The organism is Streptomyces sp. NPDC048473, assembly GCF_043200155.1.
Taxonomy (GTDB): Bacteria; Actinomycetota; Actinomycetes; order Streptomycetales; family Streptomycetaceae; genus Streptomyces.
The window spans coordinates 1-20,113 of record NZ_JBICXE010000025.1; the positions used below are offsets into that span (position 1 = coordinate 1).

A 20,113-nucleotide genomic window follows, 5' to 3' on the forward strand; every position below is an offset into this window, starting at 1 on the left:
ACCGCAGCCAACTCCTCACCCAGCACACCCGATCAACGACACGACCGATCAAGAAGACACGCCATCTCGGACCGCACATGACCAAGCCCTACTAGGGATAGAAGTGCGTCAGCGACTCCGCCACGCATGCCGGCTTCGCGGACCCTTCGAGTTCGAAGGTGAATGCCCGGGCCATCTCCACGCCGCCCCGCGCGACCTCCTTCACCCCAGCGACCGAGGCATGCAGCCGGACCCTGCTGCCGACCGACACGGGAGCCGGGTAACGGACGCGGTTGACCCCGTAGTTGAGTGCTCGGCCCACGCCCTGCACCCGGAGCAGTTCACCGAACATCGGGATGCCCCAGCTGAGCACCATGTACCCGTGGGCGATGGTCCGTCCGTACGGGCCGGATGCGGCGCGCTCGACGTCGGTGTGGATCCACTGATGATCCCCGGAGACGTGTGCGTACGCGTCGATGAGTTCCTGGGTGATCTCCTTCCAGTCGGAGTACCCGAGGTCGCGCCCGCTCAGCGCGAGGATCTCCGGGATGCCGTTCACAGTCAGCGGCATGGCGGCCGGCCTTTCGTATCTCATCGGGCAGGGGTGGGGTCAGGCGGTGACTGCGGCGGTATGTGACATGGCAGCCGGCTCCGCGGCCTGCTCGTCGTAGTTGGGGCGCTTGAGCAGCAGGAGCATGCAGCCCAGGGTCAGCACCACCTGGAAGGTGGCGTATGCGATGACGGCGGTGATCGAACCGGTGCGGTTCAGCAGGAACTGGCCGATGATCGGGGTCGTACCGCCGAGCAGCGTGCCGCACAGCTGGTAGCAGAGGGAGATGCCGGTGTAGCGGAGGTGCGCCGGAAAGCGGCTGGCCAGCATGCCCGCCAGGGCCGCGTAGTAGAGGCAGTGCGGAATGGTGGCAACGGCGACACCGAGCATCGCGAGACCGTAGTTCTCGGTGCGGATCAGCAGGAACATCACCGGCAACAGGATCAGTTCGGGCAACAGCATCACGGTCACCGCGCGGGACCAGCTCTTCATACGGGTGGCGATGAGCGCACCGAAGGGCTGGACGATGATCTGGGTGATGTTGGCGACGAGGATGATCGTCAGGAACGAGCTGCGGTCGAAGCTGAGCGACGAGGTGGCCCAGGACAGGGCGAACGTCGACTTGAAGTAGGTCGCCGACAGACCGATCGTGCAGGCGCCGATGCCGAGGACGATCAGCATGGGCTGGGTGCGCAGGACCTCGGTCAGCGGAAGCTTGACGACCTTTTTCTTCTCGATGAGCTTCGCCATCGCCGGGGACTCGGCGACCTTCAGCCGGACGAGGAGTCCGACGATGACGAGGGCGGCCGAGAAGAGGAACGGCACCCGCCAGCCCCAGGAGACGAACGCGGAGTCCGGCAGCTGGCTGATCGCGAGAAAGCTCAGGGTGGAGAGCGTGTTGCCGACGGGCGAGCCCTGCTGGGCGAACGCCCCGTACAGCACCGACTTGCCCTTCGGGGCGTGCTCGGAGGCAATCAGTACGGAGCCGCCCCACTCGCCGCCGAGGCCGATGCCCTGCACCATGCGGATGCAGACCAGCAGGATCGGGGCGGCGATGCCGATGGAGGCGTAGCTCGGCAGCAGACCGATCGCGGTGGTCGAGACGCCCATCATCAGCAGCGTGATGACCAGGGTCTTCTTGCGGCCGAGGCGGTCGCCGTAGTGCCCGAATATGACACCGCCGATGGGGCGGGCGAGGAAGCCGACCCAGAAGGTCGCGAAGGCGACCAAGGTGCCTACGGGGCCGTCCAGTTCGGGGAAGAACACCTTGTCGAAGACGAGCGCTGCCGCGGTCCCGTAGATGTAGAAGTCGAACCATTCGATGGTCGAACCGATGAAGGCACCGAATCCCGCACGGTTGGCGGCTCTGGTGCGCTCTCGTGCGCTGGCGGTGGACGCACTCATGGTGGCTCCCGTGAACGTCATTGATCGAACGGATGGCAGGGGGAAGAGAAAAGCGTCGCCCGAGACGCCAGTTGCCGCATGGGGAAGCGTGGAGGGAGGGGAAGCGTGGGGGAAGGGGACGGCGGCGGGGTGATGGCGGTTACGGTGCCAGCCGGGACCTATATCGGTCCAATACTGAATTACTGGTGCAGTGAGAGGCTGTGCGTCTCACTGCACCACGGTGTGACTCAGGCCGCGATGCGCTCGAAGATCGCGGCGAGGCCCTGTCCGCCGCCGATGCACATGGTCTCCAGGCCGTACCGGGCCTCGCGGCGGTGCAGCTCGCGGGTCAGCGTGGCGAGGATACGGGCGCCCGTGGCGCCGACCGGGTGACCGAGGGAGACGCCGGAGCCGTTGACGTTGATGCGCTGCTCGTGGTCGGTGTCGCCCAGGCCCAACTCGCGTGTGCAGGCGAGTACTTGGGCGGCGAATGCTTCGTTGAGCTCGATCAGGTCGAGGTCGGCAAGGGTGAGTCCGGCGCGGTCGAGGGCGGCCCGGGTCGCCGGGACGGGGCCGATACCCATGGTCGCGGCGGGCACCCCGGCGCGGGCGAAGGAGACCAGCCGGACCAGCGGGGTGAGACCGAGCCGTTCGGCGGTGGCCGCGCTGGTCACCAGGCAGGCGGCGGCCGCGTCGTTCTGACCGCTGGCGTTGCCCGCGGTGACGGTCGCCTCGGGGTCGGACTTCGACATGATCGGGCGCAGCGCGGCGAGTTGTTCGGCGGTGGTGTCGGGGCGGGGGTGCTCGTCGGCGGTGACAAGCGTCTCGCCCTTGCGGGTCCGTACGGTGACGGGGACGGTCTCCGCCTCGTACCGTCCCTCCATCGCGGCCCGGCCGGCTCGCTGCTGCGAGCGCAGGGCGAGGGCGTCCTGGTCGGCGCGGCTGATGCCGTACGCGCGGCGCAGGTTCTCGGCGGTCTCGATCATGCCGCCCGGTACGGGGTGGTTGACGCCGCCCGCGGTGACCCTGCCGCGGGCCAGCGCGTCGTGGAGCTGGAGGCCGGGGCCCTTGATGCCCCAGCGGCCTTCGTGTGTGTAGTACGGGGCGGCGCTCATCACGTCGACGCCGCCCGCGATGACGACCTCGCTGAAGCCGGCCCGGATCTGCATCGCCGCGTCGAGGACGGCCTGGAGGCCGGAGCCGCAGCGGCGGTCGATCTGGGAACCGGTGACGGTCTCGGGCAGTCCGGCGTCGAGGGCGGCGACCCGGCCGATGGCGGGGGCCTCGGCGGACGGGTAGGCGTGCCCGAGGATCACCTCGTCGACCGCGGCGGGGTCGATTCCGGTACGGGCGACGACCTCGGCGATGACGCGCGCGGCGAGTGCGGCCGGCGTCTGCTGTGCGAACACTCCGCCGAAACGGCCGATGGGGGTGCGCAGCGGTTCACAGATGACGACATCGAGCTGCTGGTCGGGCACGGCGTGACCTTTCGGTGGCGAGGGGCGTATGTCGCCCTTTCGATGGCGAGTGGCGTGTGCCGCCGACCCTTGCACCCGGTGACTGAGTCGGTCCAATATCCAGTTCGCCCTGGTTCAAGACGTGGCGCGTCTCAATGGCGGCTTGCGGTGGTTCGGTCCCCGGCCGGACCCGCCGGGGTGGGCAGGGCTTCCTCCGCCACCGCGAGCACCGCCCGCAGAGCGGCGGAGGGGTTGTCGGCGCGCCAGGCCAGCGCCGCCTGGAGCCGGATGGGCGGTCCGGACAGGGGCCGGTAGACGAGGCCGTTCTGCTGGATGTGCTGTACGGAGGTGACGGTGAGCGTCACACCGACGCCCGCGGCGACCAGCGCCAGGATCGTGTACGAGTCGGGCGCCTCCTGCACCACACGCGGGTTGAACCCGGCGGCCTCGCAGGCCCCGACCAGCGCATCGCGCACCGTGGAGCCGGTGTTGGCGGGGAAGGAGACGAAGGGCTCCTCCGCCAGGACCCCGATAGGGACGCTCTCCAGCCGGGCGAGCCGGTGGTCGGAGGGCAGTGCGCACACCAGCTCCTCCTCGTCGATCACCCGGTACGCCACCCCCGGCTGGGTCACCGGCAGCCGGACGAACCCCAGGTCGAGCGAGCCGTCGGCAACCCGGTCGAGGGCGACATTGGCGTACGTCTGCCCCTTCATGGCCAGTTCGATGGCGGGGTGGGCGGCGCGCACGGCCCTGGTGAGGAGCGGCAGCGTCTCGTGGCTGGAGGCACCCGCGAAGCCGATGGTGACCCGACCGTACTCGCCGCGGCCGGCCGCCTTCGCGGCCCGCACCGCGGTGTCGAGGTCGTCGAGCACGGTCCGTACCGGCTGGAGGAAGGACTCCCCCGCGCTGGTCAGCCGTACCGACCGGGTGTTGCGTTCGAAGAGCTGGACGCCCAGCTCCTTCTCCAGCTGCCGGATCTGCTGGCTCAGCGGCGGCTGGGCCATCTGCAGCCGCTTCGCGGCCCGCCCGAAGTGCAGCTCCTCGGCCACGGCGACGAACGCGGACAGATGACGCAGCTCCATGCCCGCTCCTCCGGTCTCCAGCCGGTCTCCACCGACCGGATTCATCGATCCAATTCATTAATCAGACGTCTTGATGCGACCTTAATTTGGTATTGGACAGCAATCAATAGCCACTGACACGGTGGGACGACGCGCATACACAGGGCGCGCACGCAGAGCCGGAGGAGCACCGTGGCCACGACGGACCGGAAAGACAAGACGATGTCGATGAAGGCGGCGGTCGCCGCCTTCGTCCACGACGGTGGCACCGTCTGCCTCGAAGGCTTCACCCATCTCGTCCCGACCGCGGCGGGCCACGAGATCATCCGCCAGGGCCGCCGGGACCTCACCGTCGTCCGGATGACCGCGGACATCGTGGTGGACCAGATGATCGCCGCGGGCTGTGTCTCGCGGCTGGTCTCCTCCTTCGTGGGCAACTCCTCCGCCGGCTCGCTGGGCGAGCTGCGCCGCCGTATCGAGAGCGGCGACCCGGCGCCGCTCGTCTTCGAGGAGTACAGCCACTACGGGATGATCTGCCGCTACCTCGCCGGTTCCCAGCGGCTGCCGTTCTACCCGCTGCGCAGCTACGGCGGCAGCGATCTGCCGTCCGTCAACAGCGATCTGCGCAAGGTCACTTCGCCCTACCCGGGCCCGGACGGCGAGGCCGAGCTGATCTATGTCGTACCGCCCGTCAACCCGGATGTGACGATCATCCACGCCCAGCGCGCCGACCGCAGCGGCAACACCCAGATGTGGGGCCTGACCGGCATCCAGGCCGAGGCGGTGTACGCGGCGGACAAGGCGGTCGTCGTCGTGGAGGAGATCGTCGACGACGAGGTGATCCGCTCGGACCCGAACCGTACGCTCGTCCCCGCTCATGCGGTCGACGCGGTCGTCGTCTGTCCGCGCGGCGCCCACCCCTCCTTCGCGCAGGGGTACTACGACCGGGACAACGCCTTCTACCGGGCCTGGTCGCACATCAGCAAGGACCCGCGGCGGCTCCAGGAGTGGCTGGACGAATGGGTGCGCGGGACGGCCGACCACGCCGAGTACGTCGACAAGCTCGGCGAGGAGTTCTGGGCGGGCCTGGCGGTCGGCGAGGCGCTGAGCCTGCCGGTGAATTACGGACGGCGGCTGTGAGTACGGCAGCTGTGAGTACGGAAACGGGACACGAGAAGGAACGGGCCATGACCACGACCGCACCGGACACGATCACCTCGTCGGAGCTGCTCTCCGTCGTCGCCTCCCGCGAACTGGCCGCGCGCCGGACCGTGTTCGCCGGGATCGGCCTGCCGACGCTCGCCACCGAGCTGGCGCATCTGACGGTCGCGCCGGAGATCGAGGTCGTGTACGAGTCGGGGGTCTGCGGCGCCCACCCCTCGCACCTGCCGGAGACCATCGCCGACGCCGTCCTGATCACCGGTGCCGAGGCGGTGCTCTCGATGCCCGCGCTCTTCGGCTGCGTCCTCCAGGGCGGCCATATCGACGTGGGGTTCCTCGGCGCCGCTCAGATCGACCGGTGGGGCAACCTCAACACGTCCGTGATCGGCGACTGGGACAGCCCCTCGGTCCGGCTGCCCGGCTCGGGCGGCGGCATCGAGGTGATGGCCAACTCCCGCGAGGTCTTCGTCGTGATGCGCCGCCACAATCCGCGCTCCTTCACCGAGACCCTCGACTTCTGCACCACCCCCGGCCCCGACCGGGCGCTGGCCGAAGGCATCCGGCCGCTGGGCGCCGGTGTCACCCGGGTCATCACCGAACTGGGCATCCTGGCCCGTGCGGGCATCGGCGAGGAGCTGCGGCTGGTCGCCGTCCACCCGGGCGTCACCGTCGAACAGGTACGGGCGGCCACCGGCTGGGACCTGTCGGTCGCCGGCACGGTCGGGACCGTACCGCCGCCGACCGCGGCCGAACTGCGGCTGCTGCGCGAGGACGTGGACCCGGACCGCGTCTATCTTCGCTGAGACGAATCACATGTCACACCCCGAGAGGACGGCAATCGCCATGCGTATCAGGATCGTCGGCGCCGGGGCCATGGGCCGCGGCATCGCCCAGTGGGCGGCGACCGCCGGACACACCGTCGAGCTGTGCGACGTACGGACGGAGGCGGTGACGGCCGCCGTGGACTTCGTACGGTCCATGCTCGAACGGGCCGTGCAGAAGGGCCGGATGTCCGCCGAGGACTCCGCCGCCGCCCTGGAGCGGCTGATCCCGCTGGACGACCCCTGGGTTCAGGGCCCGGACGTCGAGCTGGTCATCGAGGCCGTGCGGGAGGACCTCGGCACCAAGACCGAGGTCTTCGGCCGGCTGGAGCAGGCGCTGCCCGCGACGGCCGTCTTCGCGACCAACACCTCGTCCCTGTCGGTCACCCGGATCGCCGCGGCGCTGAAGGACCCGACGCGCCTGGCCGGGCTGCACTTCTTCAACCCGGTCCCGCTGATGAGGATCGTCGAGATCGTGCCGGGCGCGGCCACCCGCCCGGAGATCGTGCCGGCCCTCACCGCGCTCGTCGAGAGCTGTGGGCACCGTGCCGTCACGGTCGCCGACACCCCGGGCTTCCTGGTCAATCACGCCGGCCGCGGCCTGGTGACCGAGGCCCTCGCGCTGCTGGAGGAGACGGTCGGCGACCCGGCGGACATCGACCGGATCGCCCGTGATGTGCTCGGCCTGCGGATGGGCCCGTTCGAGCTGATGGACCTCACCGGTCTGGATGTGACGGCCGCGGTGATCGACTCGATCTGGACGGGGTTCCGGTACGCGGACCGGCTCCGCCCCTCCTATCTCACCCCGAACCGGGTGGCCGCCGGGCTGCACGGCCGCAAGACCGGGCGCGGCTGGTTCGACTACGGCCCCGAGACGCCCGCCCCGGCCCAGGAACCGCCGGTCACGGGCGACGCGGACCGCCCGGTGTTCGTCCACGGCGCCGCACCGCAGGACCGGGACGCGGCCGCGCTGCGTGAGGCGCTGACCGCTGCGGGCGCCGTCGTCGAGACGGGCACGGAGCCGTCCGCCGACGCCCTCGTACTGGTTCCGGTCTGGGGCACCACGGTGGCCTCCGAGGTCGCCGCGCACCGGTTGCCCGCGGGGCGCACCTTCGGCGTGGACCCGCTGCCTCCGGCCGGCCGGCGCCGGGTACTGGCCGTGACCCCGGCGGCGGACCCGGCCGCCGCGCGCGCCGCCCGCGCGGTGCTGGCCCGGGCGGCGGACGGCGACGGGCCTTACGCGGTCTCGGTGGTACGTGACACTGCGGGCTCGGTCGCGCAGCGGCTGCTCGCCTCGATCGTCTCGGTCGCGGCATCGATCGCGGAGCGCTCCATCGCCACCCCCGCCGATATCGACCTGGCCGTCACGGCCGGACTCGGCTACCCCGTCGGCCCGCTGGCCTGGGGCGACCGGGTCGGCGCCGAACGGATGCTGGAGCTGCACCGGGCACTGCACCGCACGACGGGCGACCCGCGCCACCGCCCGAGCCGCTGGGTCACCGAGCGCGCCCAGCTCGGTCTCGCCCTGACGGACCCGGGGACGTCACCCGCCGACTGCACGGCCGGCACCGCGCCGTCGTGACGGCGGGCGGGACCTGTCGGCGGCTGCGGTCCCGGCAGGTCCCGCCGTACGCGGTCCGCGCCCCGGGAGATGTTCGAAGATCACGGCCCATGTCCGTTTCGTACAAGACCCGTGGCGGTGCCCGTCCTACGGTCGGAGCATGACTCCACGCATGGACGCGATCGGCATCATCACCTCGGATCTGGCCGCATCGCTCGCCTTCTACCGCCGGCTCGGTCTCGATATCCCCGCCGATGCGGAATCCGCACCTCATGTCGAAGTGACGCTCCCCGGCGGGCAGCGCCTGCTGTGGGACACCGAGGACGTCATCCGCTCGTTCGACCCCGAATGGACCGCGCCGCGCGGCGGGGAACGCCTCGGACTCGCCTTCCTCTGCGGCAGCCCGGCGGAGGTGGACGCGGTGTACGACGACCTGACCGGCGCCGGATACCGGGGACATCTGAAGCCGTGGGACGCGGTGTGGGGGCAGCGTTACGCGACGGTCCTCGACCCGGACGGCTGCGCGGTGTCGTTGTTCGCCGCCAACGGCTGAGACCGGGGACGGCCCTTCACCGCGGCGCCAGGTATGCGGTCAGGGTGGTGCCGGCCAGGTCGCGCATCTCCCGTGCGAGATGGGCCTGGTCGGTGCAGCCCGCCTCGACCGCCGCCTCGGCGTACGGTGTTCCGGACCGGGCGAGAGTGAGTGCGCGCTGCAGCCGCAGGACCCGGGCGAGCGTCTTGGGCCCGTAGCCGAAGGCCGCGAGTGAAAGCCGGTGCAGCTGTCGGGCACCCAGACCGACCGTCTGCGCGGTGTCCGCGACGGATCGCCCGTCGCGGAGCTGTGCGGCGACGGACCGCATCAACGGGTCCGGCGGCGCGGTGCCTGCCGCCCGCCGCAGGGCGATGGTCTCCAGCGCGGCGGCGGGGTCGGGTGCTTCGGCGAGGCGCTCGTTGAGTACACGGACCAGCGCGCCCGGCCACAGGTCCGCGAGGTCGACGCGGCGGTCGCGCAGTTCGTGCGCCGGTACGCCGAGCAGCGCGGGGGCCGTGCCGGGCGCGAAGCGGATGCCGGTGTACTGCCCGCCGGTCTCGACGGCCGGCGTCTCGGCATGGGTGTCGGGGCCGGCGACGAGCAGCCGTCCGCCGATCCAGAGCAGGTCCATGCAGCCGTCGGGCAACACCGGATGGACCGACCCTTCCGGCACACTCAGTGTCCACACGGTCGCACCGTCGAACCGCGACTCCCACTCTTCGTACCTGTCGCCCATACCGCCCACTCCAATCCCGTCGGGCAGCGGGCGTCCTCAGTGGTCGGACGGGTTGTTCGACTTGTCCGACTCCCTGTCGCGGCTCGGCTGCAGCCTGGACTTCACGTCGTCCGGCGGCAGGAACCTCGACCAGCGCTCCGGGAACTCGGACGGCATATAGGGACTGTCACCGTCGTCGTCATCGTCCCAGTCCCCGTCCTGGTTCTCCGCCTTCGTCCGCGCGACGAACTCGGCGGCCTGAGCCGCCCGTACCCGGTCATTGGCCGCGCGCGCCGCGGCCGTCGCCAGCGAGGGCCACACCCGGTCGATGGCAGCGTTCACCGCCGCTCCGACCAGCACTGCGAACGCGGAGATACCGATCCACAGCAGGACGGCGATCGGGGCCGCCAACGAGCCGTAGATCGTGGGCCCCTCGACCGTACTGGTGAGGTAGATCCGCAGCAGGAAGCTGCCGAGCACCCACATCGCGAGCGCCACCAGCGCACCCGGCACGTCCTCGATCCACGGCGAACGGACCGGTACGGACACGTGGTAGAGCGTCGTCAGGAACGCGATCGACAGCAGGATCACCAGCGGCCAGTACAGAACGCTTATGACCTCGGTGCCCCAGGGGATGAACTCCACGACCCGGTCGGGGCCGACCACGAGCAGCGGCAGCACGACGGCGCCGAGCAGCAGCGCGACGACGTACAGCAGGAAGGAGAGCAGCCGCGTCTTGACGATGCCGCGCTGGCCGTCGAGGCCGTACATCACCGTGATCGTGTCGATGAAGACATTGACCGCGCGGGAGCCGGACCAGAGCGCGATCGCGAAGCCGATCGAGATGACATCGGGCCGGGCGCCGGTGGTGACGTCCGCCAGGAGCGGTTTGGCGAAGTCGTTCACACCCCGCTGGCTGAGCACCGTCTGCGCGGCGTTGAGGATGTTGCGCTCGATGGAGGCGACCGTGGTGGTGTTGGTCCACTCGTCGACGTATCCGAGCAGCCCGATCAGGCCGAGGAGCAGCGGCGGCAGGGACAGCAGGGTGAAGAACGCCGCCTCGGCTGCGAGTCCCAGGATGCGGTACTCCATGCACGAGTTGACGGTGTCCTTGAGCAACTGCCAGACCATCTTCCGCTTGGATACGTTGCGGTAGAGGACTCGGGCCCGGTGGAGCCGACCCGGTGGCCGCTCGGGTGTTTCATTTGCTGCCTGCACGTCCTTACCGTATCGGCATGGCAGCCACCACCCACACAGTGTCCAACCAGGTTCCGCCGCTGACCGGCTACGACGTCTTCGCCGCCGACCTCGCGCTCACCGAGGCAGTGCAACGTCACATGCCGCCCGAGCTCCTCGCCGAGGCCCGGGGCGAGCTCGGCGAGCTGGGCAGGTCCGCGGGCTCCGCGCAGGCGCAGAAGTGGGGGGCGCAGGCGAACGAGAATCCGCCGGTGCTGCGTTCCCACGACCGGTACGGGAATCGCATCGACGAGGTGGAGTTCCATCCGGCCTGGCACCGGCTGCTGGGTCATGCGGTCGCCGCGGGCCTGACCGACGCCTGGGGCAGGCCCGGCGGTCATGTGCGGCGGGCGGCCGGTTTCCTGGTGTGGACGCAGGCCGAGGCGGGGCACGGCTGCCCGCTGTCGATGACGCACGCGGCGGTGCCCGCGCTGCGGACCGATCCGGTACTGGCCGCCGAGTGGGAGCCGCTGCTGACCTCGAAGGTGTACGAGCAGGGGCTGCGGCCCGCGGCGCAGAAATCCGGTGTGCTCTTCGGGATGGGCATGACGGAGAAGCAGGGCGGCACGGACGTACGGTCCAATACGACGCGGGCCGAGCCGCTGGCGGCACAGGGCGAGTATCTGCTCACCGGCCACAAGTGGTTCTGTTCGGCGCCGATGTCCGACGGCTTCCTGGTGCTGGCGCAGGCGCCCGGCGGCCTGACGTGTTTTCTGCTGCCCCGGGTGCTGCCCGACGGCACGCGCAACACCTTTGCGATCCAGCGGCTTAAGGACAAACTGGGCAACCGGTCCAATGCGTCGAGCGAGGTCGAGTTCGACGGGACGTGGGCGCGCCGGGTCGGCGACGGGGGGCACGGGGTGCGCACCATCATCGAGATGGTGGCGGCCACCCGGCTGGACTGTGTGGTCGGTTCGGCGGCGCTGATGCGGCAGGCGGTGGCGCAGGCGATCCACCACTGCACGTACCGCAGCGTGTTCGGCGGGGTGCTGATCGAGAAGCCGCTGATGCGCAATGTGCTGGCCGATCTGGCGCTGGAGTCGGAGGCCGCGACGGTACTGGCACTGCGGCTGGCGGCGGCGTACGACGCCGATACGGAGAGCGAGCGGGCCTTCCTGCGGATCGCGGTGCCCACGGCGAAGTACTGGGTGACGAAGCGGTGCACGCCGATGGTGGGTGAGGCGCTGGAGTGTCTCGGCGGCAACGGTTACGTCGAGGAGTCCGGGATGCCGCGGCTGCTGCGCGAGGCGCCGCTCAACTCGATCTGGGAGGGCTCGGGGAACGTACAGGCGCTGGATGTGCTGCGGGCGCTGCAGCGCGAGCCGCTGGCGCTGAACGCGTTCCTCCAGGAGGTCGGCAGGGCGCGCGGCGCCGATCACCGGCTGGACGGGGCGATCAAGGGCATGCTTACGGAGCTCGCCGATCTGAACGGGATCGAGGCACGGGCCCGCCGGCTGGTCGAGCGGATGGCTCTGGTGCTGCAGGGTTCGCTGCTGGTGCGCTGGGCGCCGCCGGAGGTCGCCGACGCGTTCTGTGCGTCACGGCTGGGCGGGGACTGGGGCACGGCGTTCGGGACGCTGCCGCACAGTCTCGATCTGGCATCGGTCGTGGAACGGGCGCGGCCCGTCGAGCGTTAGCCGCGGACGTACAGCAACGGAGGGTGGTGCTGCGCCGACACGGCACCACCCTCCATGCTCTGCAGACCGAACGGCGGGGCACAGGCGCCGCCGTACGGTGTTCCGTCACTCTCGTACGGATGCGCACTCTCTCGCCAGAGTTGCAAAGGGTTGCAACCATTGTGTCGAGTGCGCAATGCCGGGCCCCTCGCAGCGGGCAGGATGGGCCCGGGGGCCGTGAGCCGGCCCTGGCATCTGGGGGGAATGAGAGTGGAGACAAGCGCTGCCGAGGTGACGCGATCGGCTGTGCCGCGGTCCGTCCAGGCCGTACGCATGATCCACCGGGCCAGGGAGGCCAAGCTCGTGGGCGAGCGTGCACCGGTTGCCCCGCGGCCGGAGATCGGCGCCTCGTGGGACCGGGTGCTGCGCAGCGGTATCGATCCGGATCAGTCCACCGAGAGTGTGCTGCTGGAGATGGACGAGATCGAGCACCGGCGCCGGAGTTCGACGCTGGGCGAGGTGATGCCGCTGCTGAGCGAGGGCCTGGTCTCCCTGGCGGATGCCGCCCAGCAGATCGTGGTGGTCACCGATGTGGAGGGCCGGGTGCTGTGGCGCCAGGGCAATACGGGAGTGCTGCGCCGGGCCGACGGCATCTGTCTGGCGGAGGGCGCGGCCTGGGCGGAGGCGAGCACGGGGACGAACGCGATCGGTACGGCGCTCGTCTCGCGTACACCGGTCCAGGTCCATTCGTCGGAGCACTTCGTGCGCAGTCTGCACAACTGGACCTGCGCGGCGGCCCCGGTCCGTGATCCGCGGGACAGCCGGCTGATCGGCATCGTCGACATCAGCGGTCCGGCGTCCACGTTTCATCCGACCTCGCTCGCTCTGGTCGGTTCGGTCGCCAGGCTGGCCGAGAGCGAGATCAGGAACCGGCATCTGCAGGCGATCGACCGGCTGCGTTCGGTGGCGGCGCCGCTGCTGTGCCGGCTGGGCGGCCGGGCCCTGGCGGTGGACACCCACGGCTGGCTCGCCGCGGTCACCGGGATGCCGCCGGTCGACCGGCTGCCGCTGCCCAAGTCCTTGCAGCCGGGCCGGGTGTGGCTGCCGTCGCTCGGCATGTGCCAGGTCGAGCCGCTGCCCGGCGGGTGGCTGGTGCAGGTCACGGACGGGCCTTCGGACGGGCCGCCACGACGGGTGGTGCTGGATCTGAGCCGGCCGCGCGGACTGACGGTCAACGTGGTGGGCGCAGTGGGCGCCTGGACGCAGCGGCTCTCGCCGCGCCACGCGGAGCTGCTGTACGCCCTGGCGTTGCACCGCGAGGGGCGTACGGCGTCAGAGCTGGCGGAGGACATCTTCGGCGACGCGACCCGGACGGTGACGGTGCGGGCGGAGATCTCGCGGATACGCCGCCATCTCGCGGAGGTGCTTGCGCACCGCCCGTACCGCTTCGGCGAGGGGGTCGAGGTGGAGGTGATCCACCCGGACCATCCGGCCGATCTGCTGCCGCGCTCGACGGCTCCGGTGGTGGTCAGGGCGCGTAAGGGCTCCTAGGGCAGCCCTCTCGCCGCCGGCCGGCCCTCCCGCTGTCCGAGCCGCGGGACCGGCTTGGGCTCCGGCCGCGCGGCATGGTTCCCTGGCAGCCATGAGCAACCCCGAGCGCACCGCTGCCACCACCGCCGAGGTGACCATCTGGTCCCTGGAACAGACCTCCCCCGACGATCTGCGCCCCGCCGCGGTCCCGGAGGGCGACGTGCGGATCGTGCGGTCCGAGGTCCCGCTGCCGGAGTTCAGCCGGTTCCTGTACACGGCGGTCGGCGGCGACATCCGGTGGACGGACCGGCTCACGATGACGTACGCGCAGTGGCAGGAGGCCCTGGACCGGCCCGGGGCGGAGACCTGGGTGGCGTACGAGAACGGCACCCCGGCGGGATACATCGAACTGGACCCGCAGGACGACGGCGTGGTCGAGATCATGTACTTCGGGCTGATACCGGCCTTCCGGGGGCGCCGGATCGGCGGGCATCTCCTCTCGCACGGCGTCGCCCGCGCCTGGGACCTTGCGGAACGCCGGCCGGAGCGGACGCCGACGAAGCGGGTGTGGCTGCACACCTGCTCCAAGGACGGCCCGCACGCCATGGACAACTATCTGCGGCGCGGCTTCAAGCTCTTCGACACGAAGGTGGAGCTGGAGCCCGAGGTGGCGACGCCGGGGCCGTGGCCGGGGGCGGCGCGGTAGCGCGCGGACGGCAACTTCCGGCGACAGGTGGGGTGATTGCGGCCATTACGGACGGACCGGCCCGGGCGGGCCGAGTGACGGGCACCACACCGTCTCGCATCTCGGGACACTCCCGTCCGCATCATGGATAGTGGTGGACTGGTCCGAGATTCGCGTGACACGCTTCCGTCATGTCTGGAACTGGAATTGCCTTGGTGAGTCGACGCCACGTCGACCTCGGCCGCGTGTCCAGCGCCATCTGTCCGGCGAGCTGAGAGTCCCAGCACCGCCGCGATCCCCTTTTCTCTGCAAACCCTGCGCACCGCCGCGCCTCAGCGCGAGTGTGCAGTTCAGAGCCGCCCTCCTGCAGTCCCGAAGGACGTACTGTCATGGCCGCTACCCCGGAACAGCCTGCGACCACCACGCCCCGCCGCAAGGCCGGACGCCACCGTGGCGAGGGCCAGTGGGCCGTGGGGCACCACACTCCGCTCAACGGCAATGAGCAGTTCAAGAAGGACGACGACGGTCTCAATGTGCGGACACGCATTGAGACGATCTATTCCAAGCGCGGTTTCGACTCGATCGACCCCAACGACCTCCGTGGACGCATGCGCTGGTGGGGCCTGTACACCCAGCGCAAGCCCGGGATCGACGGCGGCAAGACCGCGATCCTGGAGCCGGAGGAGCTGGACGACAAGTACTTCATGCTGCGGGTCCGGATCGACGGCGGCCGGCTGACCACCGGGCAGCTGCGGGTCATCGGCGAGATCTCGCAGGAGTACGCGCGCGGCACCGCGGACCTCACCGACCGGCAGAACGTCCAGTACCACTGGATCCGGATCGAGGACGTACCGGCGATCTGGGAGAAGCTGGAGGCCGTCGGCCTCTCCACCACCGAGGCCTGCGGTGACACGCCCCGCGTGATCCTCGGCTCCCCGGTGGCCGGCATCGCGGAGAACGAGATCATCGACGGCTCGTCCGCCATCGACGAGATCCAGCGGCGGTTCATCGGCAACCCCGACTTCTCCAACCTGCCCCGCAAGTTCAAGTCCGCCATCTCCGGCTCCCCGCAGCTCGATGTCGCGCACGAGATCAACGACATCGCGTTCGTCGGCGTCGACCACCCCGAGCACGGCCCCGGCTTCGACCTCTGGGTCGGTGGCGGACTCTCCACCAATCCCAAGCTGGGCGTGCGGCTCGGCGCCTGGGTGCCGCTCGATGAAGTGCCCGACGTCTACGGCGGCGTCATCGGCATCTTCCGCGACTACGGCTACCGCCGGCTGCGCACCCGCGCCCGGCTGAAGTTCCTGGTCGCCGACTGGGGCGCGGAGAAGTTCCGGCAGATCCTTGAGGACGAGTACCTCCAGCGGAAGCTGGTCGACGGTCCGGCGCCCGAGCAGCCGAAGGGGACCTGGCGCGACCACCTCGGCGTGCACAAGCAGAAGGACGGCCGCTTCTACGTCGGCTTCGCCCCGCGCGTGGGACGCGTGGACGGCGCAACTCTCACGAAGATCGCCGAGCTTGCCGACGCGCACGGCTCGGGCCGGCTCCGTACCACCGCCGAGCAGAAAATGATCGTGCTCGATGTCACGGAGGACCGGGTCGAGTCGCTCGTCGCAGGCCTGGAGGCACTCGATCTGCGGGTCACGCCGTCGCCGTTCCGGCGCGGAACGATGGCCTGCACCGGCATCGAGTTCTGCAAGCTCGCCATCGTCGAGACGAAGGCGCGCGGCGCCTCGCTGATCGACGAACTGGAGCGGCGCATCCCGGAGTTCGACGAGCCGATCACCATCAACATCAACGGCTGCCCCAATGCCTGCGCTCGAATCCAGGTCGCGGACATCGGTCTCAAGGGCCAGCTGATGCTGGACAAGGACGGCAATCAGGTCGAGGGCTTCCAGGTGCACCTGGGCGGCGCACTCGGCCTGGACGCCGGCTTCGGGCGCAAGGTCCGTGGCCTGAAGGTCACTTCGGCCGAACTGCCCGACTACGTCGAGCGGGTGCTGGGGCGCTTCCAGGCGGAGCGCGAGGACGGCGAGCGGTTCGCCACCTGGGCGTCCCGCGCCTCCGAGGAGGCCCTGTCGTGAGCGAGCGAGCCGCGCCGTTCCACTGCCCGTACTGCGGCGACGAGGACCTCCGGCCCAATGAGACCGGGCACGGGGCCTGGGAATGTGCCTCCTGCAACCGCGCGTTCCAGCTGAAGTTCCTGGGTCTGCTGGCCCGGGGGCTGCAGCGCAACGACGGTGATGGGGACGGGATATGACGGACACTCTGCAGACCGAAGAAGTCACCTCGCATGAGCTCAGGGAGCTGGCCGAGCGCGCGGGCCGGGAGCTGGAGAACGCCTCCGCACCGGAGATCCTCCAGTGGGCCGCCGACACCTTCGGCAAGCGGTTCTGCGTCACCTCCTCGATGGAGGACGCGGTCGTGGCGCACCTCGCCTCCCGCGCCTTCCCGGGTGTGGACGTGGTCTTCCTCGACACCGGCTACCACTTCCCCGAGACGATCGGCACCCGCGACGCGGTCGAGGCCGTGATGGACGTCAACGTCATCACGCTGACCCCGCGCCGGTCCGTGGCCGAGCAGGACGCCGAGTACGGACCGGAACTGCACGACCGCGACCCCGACCTGTGCTGCAAGCTGCGCAAGGTCAAGCCCCTTGAGGAGGGCCTGACTTCGTACGCGGCCTGGGCGACCGGGCTGCGCCGCGACGAGTCCCCCACCCGGGCGAACACCCCGGTCGTCGGCTGGGACGAGAAGCGGCAGAAGGTGAAGATCTCGCCGATCGCCCGCTGGACGCAGGACGACGTGGATGCGTACGTGGCGGAGCACGGCGTTCTCACCAACCCGCTACTGATGGACGGTTATGCCTCCGTGGGCTGCGCGCCCTGCACCCGCCGGGTGCTGGAGGGCGAGGACGCACGCGCCGGACGCTGGGCCGGCCGGGGCAAGACCGAGTGCGGGCTGCACGACTGATGACGACTGATCAGGAGACTTCGATGAGCGTGACGGAGACGGGAGCCACCATCTGGCTGACCGGTCTGCCGAGCGCGGGCAAGACCACCATCGCGTACGAACTCGCCGGGCGGCTGCGCGGCGAGGGCCACCGCGTGGAAGTGCTCGACGGCGACGAGATCCGGGAGTTCCTCTCCGCGGGTCTCGGCTTCTCCCGCGAGGACCGCCACACCAACGTCCAGCGGATCGGCTTCGTCGCCGAGCTGCTGGCGGCCAACGGCGTGAAGGTGCTGGTCCCGGTCATCGCCCCGTACGCGGACAGCCGGGACGCGGTACGCAAGCGGCACCAGGCCGAAGGCACCGCGTATCTGGAGGTGCATGTCGCGACTCCGGTCGAGGTGTGCTCCGTACGCGATGTGAAGGGTCTTTACGCCAAGCAGGCGGCCGGCGAGATCAGCGGGCTCACCGGGGTCGACGACCCTTACGAGGCGCCCGAGTCGCCGGATCTGCGGATCGAGTCGCACCAGCAGACCGTGCAGGAGTCCGCGGCGGAGCTGTATGCGCTGCTGAGCGAGAGGGGTGCAGCGTGACGACCGTCGCGACTGTGTCGGAAGGCACCGGCAATCCGTACGCACTCAGCCACCTGGACTCCCTCGAGTCCGAGGCCGTACACATCTTCCGCGAGGTGGCGGGCGAGTTCGAGCGGCCGGTGATCCTCTTCTCCGGCGGCAAGGACTCCATCGTGATGCTGCATCTGGCGCTCAAGGCGTTCGCGCCCGCGCCGGTGCCGTTCACGCTGCTGCACGTCGACACCGGGCACAACTTCCCCGAGGTCCTGGAGTACCGCGACCGCACCGTCGCCGAGCACGGGCTGCGGCTCCATGTCGCCTCCGTACAGGAGTACATCGACGCCGGGAAGCTCCGCGAGCGCCCGGACGGCACCCGAAACCCGCTGCAGACCGTACCGCTGACCGAGGCGATCCAGCAGCACCGCTTCGACGCCGTGTTCGGCGGCGGGCGCCGTGACGAGGAGAAGGCGCGCGCCAAGGAGCGGGTCTTCTCGCTGCGCGACGAGTTCTCCCAGTGGGACCCGCGCCGCCAGCGCCCCGAGCTGTGGCAGCTGTACAACGGCCGGCATGCCCCCGGTGAGCACGTCCGGGTCTTCCCGATCTCCAACTGGACCGAGCTGGACGTCTGGCAGTACATCGCGCGTGAGGGCATCGAGCTTCCGGAGATCTACTTCGCCCATGAGCGCGAGGTCTTCAACCGCTCCGGCATGTGGCTGACCGCGGGCGACTGGGGCGGCCCCAAGGAGGGCGAGCAGGTCGAGACCCGGCAGGTGCGCTACCGCACGGTCGGCGACATGTCGTGCACCGGCGCCGTCGACTCGGATGCGACGACGCTGGACGCCGTCATCACCGAGATCGCCGCCTCCCGGCTCACCGAGCGGGGCGCGACGCGTGCCGACGACAAGATGTCCGAGGCCGCGATGGAAGACCGTAAGCGCGAGGGGTACTTCTAAGATGACCACACTCACCCAGCACACAGAGCAGTTGTCGACCACCACCCTGCTGCGGTTCGCCACCGCGGGGTCCGTCGACGACGGCAAGTCCACCCTCGTGGGACGTCTTCTGCACGACTCCAAGTCGATCCTCACCGACCAGCTGGAGGCCGTCGAGCACGCCTCGCGCAGCCGGGGCCAGGAGGCGCCCGACCTGGCGCTGCTGACGGACGGGCTGCGGGCCGAGCGCGAGCAAGGCATCACCATCGATGTCGCCTACCGCTACTTCGCGACGCCGCGCCGCCGGTTCATCCTGGCCGACACCCCGGGGCATGTGCAGTACACCCGGAACATGGTGACGGGCGCCTCGACGGCCGAGCTGGCCGTCGTCCTGGTCGACGCCCGCAACGGTGTCGTCGAGCAGACCCGCCGGCACGCCGCCGTCGCCGCGCTGCTGCGGGTGCCGCACGTGGTCCTCGCCGTCAACAAGATGGACCTGGTCGACTACGCGGAGCCCGTGTTCGCCGCCATCGCCGAGGAGTTCACCGCGTACGCCGCGTCCCTCGGCGTCCCGGAGATCACCGCGATCCCGATCTCCGCGCTGGCCGGTGACAACGTCGTGGAGCCGTCCGCGCACATGGACTGGTACGGCGGCCCGACGGTCCTGGAGCACCTGGAGACGGTGCCGGTCAGCCATGACCTCACCGCCTGCCACGCCCGCTTCCCCGTCCAGTACGTGATCCGGCCGCAGACCGCCGAACACCCCGACTACCGGGGCTACGCGGGCCAGATCGCCGCCGGTGCCTTCCGCGTCGGCGAGACCGTCACCGTCCTTCCGTCCGGCCGTACGTCGACGATCGCCGCGATCGACGCGCTCGGGGAGAGCGTGGACATCGCCTGGGCACCCCAGTCGGTGACGATCCGGCTGGCCGACGACATCGACGTCTCGCGCGGTGACCTGATCGCACCGGCCGACGACGCACCGGCCGTCACTCAGGACGTCGAGGCGACCGTCTGCCACGTCGCGGATCAGCCGCTCGCCGTCGGCCAGCGGGTGCTGCTCAAGCACACCACCCGCACGGTCAAGGCGATCGTCAAGGACATCCCGTCCCGGCTGACGCTGGACGACCTCTCCCAGCACCCGGCACCCGGCCGGCTCGTCGCCAACGACATCGGCCGGGTCGTCGTCCGTACCGCCGAACCGCTGGCGCTCGACGCCTACGCGGACTCCCGGCGCACCGGCTCCTTCCTCCTGATCGACCCGGCGGACGGCACCACGCTGACGGCCGGCATGGCGGGTGCCTCGTTCGCCGCCGCGACCGAGCCCGAGGCCGCGGCCACCGACGACGCCGAATGGGACTTCTGATGAG

Annotated in this window: 20 protein-coding genes; 14 read left to right on the plus strand and 6 right to left on the minus strand. The window is 70.3% G+C overall.

All coding sequences use genetic code 11. The features are described from left to right. Positions 1-91: 91 nt before the first annotated feature. The 4 genes from ACGFU7_RS31280 to ACGFU7_RS31295 all read right to left on the minus strand — a co-directional run bounded on the left by ACGFU7_RS31280 (position 92) and on the right by ACGFU7_RS31295 (position 4,451). Positions 92-550 carry a MaoC family dehydratase gene (locus ACGFU7_RS31280; protein ID WP_393700239.1) on the minus strand — a complete coding sequence of 153 codons (459 nt, stop codon included), beginning with the start codon at positions 548-550 and terminating at the stop codon, positions 92-94. A gap of 39 nt (positions 551-589) precedes the next feature. Beyond that, the gene (locus tag ACGFU7_RS31285) at positions 590-1,933 is read right to left on the minus strand and encodes an MFS transporter (protein WP_393700241.1); all 1,344 of its coding nucleotides are present in this window, start codon (positions 1,931-1,933) and stop codon (positions 590-592) included. Positions 1,934-2,160: 227 nt separating this feature from the next. Continuing rightward, a complete protein-coding gene (locus ACGFU7_RS31290) occupies positions 2,161-3,390 on the minus strand; it encodes an acetyl-CoA C-acetyltransferase (protein ID WP_393700242.1) in 1,230 nt (409 codons plus the stop codon). Positions 3,391-3,521: 131 nt separating this feature from the next. Further along, entirely contained in the window at positions 3,522-4,451 is a 930-nt protein-coding gene (locus tag ACGFU7_RS31295) for a LysR family transcriptional regulator (RefSeq protein ID WP_393700244.1), read from the minus strand. Positions 4,452-4,652: 201 nt separating this feature from the next. Here ACGFU7_RS31295 and ACGFU7_RS31300 point away from each other — a divergent pair, with 201 nt between their 5' ends. The 4 genes from ACGFU7_RS31300 to ACGFU7_RS31315 all read left to right on the plus strand — a co-directional run bounded on the left by ACGFU7_RS31300 (position 4,653) and on the right by ACGFU7_RS31315 (position 8,526). Next, the gene (locus ACGFU7_RS31300; protein WP_393700432.1) at positions 4,653-5,570 is read left to right on the plus strand and encodes a CoA transferase subunit A; all 918 of its coding nucleotides are present in this window, start codon (positions 4,653-4,655) and stop codon (positions 5,568-5,570) included. Positions 5,571-5,617: 47 nt separating this feature from the next. Then, positions 5,618-6,394: a CoA-transferase subunit beta gene (locus ACGFU7_RS31305; RefSeq protein ID WP_393700246.1), complete on the plus strand. Its 777-nt coding sequence runs from the start codon at positions 5,618-5,620 to the stop codon at positions 6,392-6,394. A 40-nt stretch (positions 6,395-6,434) separates the two neighbouring features. Then, positions 6,435-7,994, plus strand: a complete 1,560-nt coding sequence (locus ACGFU7_RS31310; protein WP_393700248.1) for a 3-hydroxyacyl-CoA dehydrogenase — start codon at positions 6,435-6,437, stop codon at positions 7,992-7,994. A gap of 139 nt (positions 7,995-8,133) precedes the next feature. Beyond that, positions 8,134-8,526 (plus strand): VOC family protein, encoded by a 393-nt coding sequence (locus ACGFU7_RS31315; RefSeq protein ID WP_393700250.1) that lies wholly within the window; start codon positions 8,134-8,136, stop codon positions 8,524-8,526. A gap of 16 nt (positions 8,527-8,542) precedes the next feature. Here ACGFU7_RS31315 and ACGFU7_RS31320 read toward each other — a convergent pair whose 3' ends face one another. Both ACGFU7_RS31320 and ACGFU7_RS31325 read right to left on the minus strand, forming a co-directional pair. Continuing rightward, positions 8,543-9,241: a DUF6597 domain-containing transcriptional factor gene (locus ACGFU7_RS31320; protein WP_393700251.1), complete on the minus strand. Its 699-nt coding sequence runs from the start codon at positions 9,239-9,241 to the stop codon at positions 8,543-8,545. A 36-nt stretch (positions 9,242-9,277) separates the two neighbouring features. Further along, the gene (locus ACGFU7_RS31325) at positions 9,278-10,438 is read right to left on the minus strand and encodes a YihY/virulence factor BrkB family protein (RefSeq protein ID WP_393700252.1); all 1,161 of its coding nucleotides are present in this window, start codon (positions 10,436-10,438) and stop codon (positions 9,278-9,280) included. A gap of 17 nt (positions 10,439-10,455) precedes the next feature. On the opposite strand from ACGFU7_RS31325, the gene ACGFU7_RS31330 reads away from it, so the two are divergent. From ACGFU7_RS31330 to ACGFU7_RS31375, 10 genes are all read left to right on the plus strand, one after another. Then, positions 10,456-12,093 carry an acyl-CoA dehydrogenase family protein gene (locus ACGFU7_RS31330; protein WP_393700254.1) on the plus strand — a complete coding sequence of 546 codons (1,638 nt, stop codon included), beginning with the start codon at positions 10,456-10,458 and terminating at the stop codon, positions 12,091-12,093. Positions 12,094-12,405: 312 nt separating this feature from the next. Continuing rightward, positions 12,406-13,623 (plus strand): GAF domain-containing protein, encoded by a 1,218-nt coding sequence (locus tag ACGFU7_RS31335; protein WP_393700433.1) that lies wholly within the window; start codon positions 12,406-12,408, stop codon positions 13,621-13,623. Positions 13,624-13,714: 91 nt separating this feature from the next. Further along, entirely contained in the window at positions 13,715-14,308 is a 594-nt protein-coding gene (locus tag ACGFU7_RS31340; protein WP_393700256.1) for a GNAT family N-acetyltransferase, read from the plus strand. A gap of 170 nt (positions 14,309-14,478) precedes the next feature. Next, positions 14,479-14,562, plus strand: a complete 84-nt coding sequence (locus ACGFU7_RS31345) for a putative leader peptide (RefSeq protein WP_311203059.1) — start codon at positions 14,479-14,481, stop codon at positions 14,560-14,562. A 114-nt stretch (positions 14,563-14,676) separates the two neighbouring features. Further along, positions 14,677-16,374, plus strand: a complete 1,698-nt coding sequence (locus ACGFU7_RS31350; RefSeq protein ID WP_393700258.1) for a nitrite/sulfite reductase — start codon at positions 14,677-14,679, stop codon at positions 16,372-16,374. Next, positions 16,371-16,550, plus strand: coding sequence for a hypothetical protein (locus tag ACGFU7_RS31355; protein ID WP_393700260.1), 180 nt, complete (start codon positions 16,371-16,373; stop codon positions 16,548-16,550). The genes ACGFU7_RS31350 and ACGFU7_RS31355 overlap by 4 nt, the downstream gene beginning before the upstream one ends. After that, the gene (locus ACGFU7_RS31360; RefSeq protein ID WP_393700262.1) at positions 16,547-17,263 is read left to right on the plus strand and encodes a phosphoadenylyl-sulfate reductase; all 717 of its coding nucleotides are present in this window, start codon (positions 16,547-16,549) and stop codon (positions 17,261-17,263) included. Before ACGFU7_RS31355 ends, ACGFU7_RS31360 begins: the two co-directional genes overlap by 4 nt. Further along, positions 17,263-17,832 (plus strand): adenylyl-sulfate kinase, encoded by a 570-nt coding sequence (gene cysC / locus ACGFU7_RS31365; RefSeq protein WP_078878713.1) that lies wholly within the window; start codon positions 17,263-17,265, stop codon positions 17,830-17,832. The genes ACGFU7_RS31360 and cysC overlap by 1 nt, the downstream gene beginning before the upstream one ends. Continuing rightward, positions 17,829-18,764: a sulfate adenylyltransferase subunit CysD gene (gene cysD, locus ACGFU7_RS31370; protein WP_393700264.1), complete on the plus strand. Its 936-nt coding sequence runs from the start codon at positions 17,829-17,831 to the stop codon at positions 18,762-18,764. The genes cysC and cysD overlap by 4 nt, the downstream gene beginning before the upstream one ends. A gap of 1 nt (position 18,765) precedes the next feature. Continuing rightward, on the plus strand, positions 18,766-20,109 hold the full coding sequence (locus ACGFU7_RS31375; RefSeq protein ID WP_393700266.1) for a sulfate adenylyltransferase subunit 1: 1,344 nt from the start codon (positions 18,766-18,768) through the stop codon (positions 20,107-20,109). Positions 20,110-20,113: the final 4 nt, after the last annotated feature.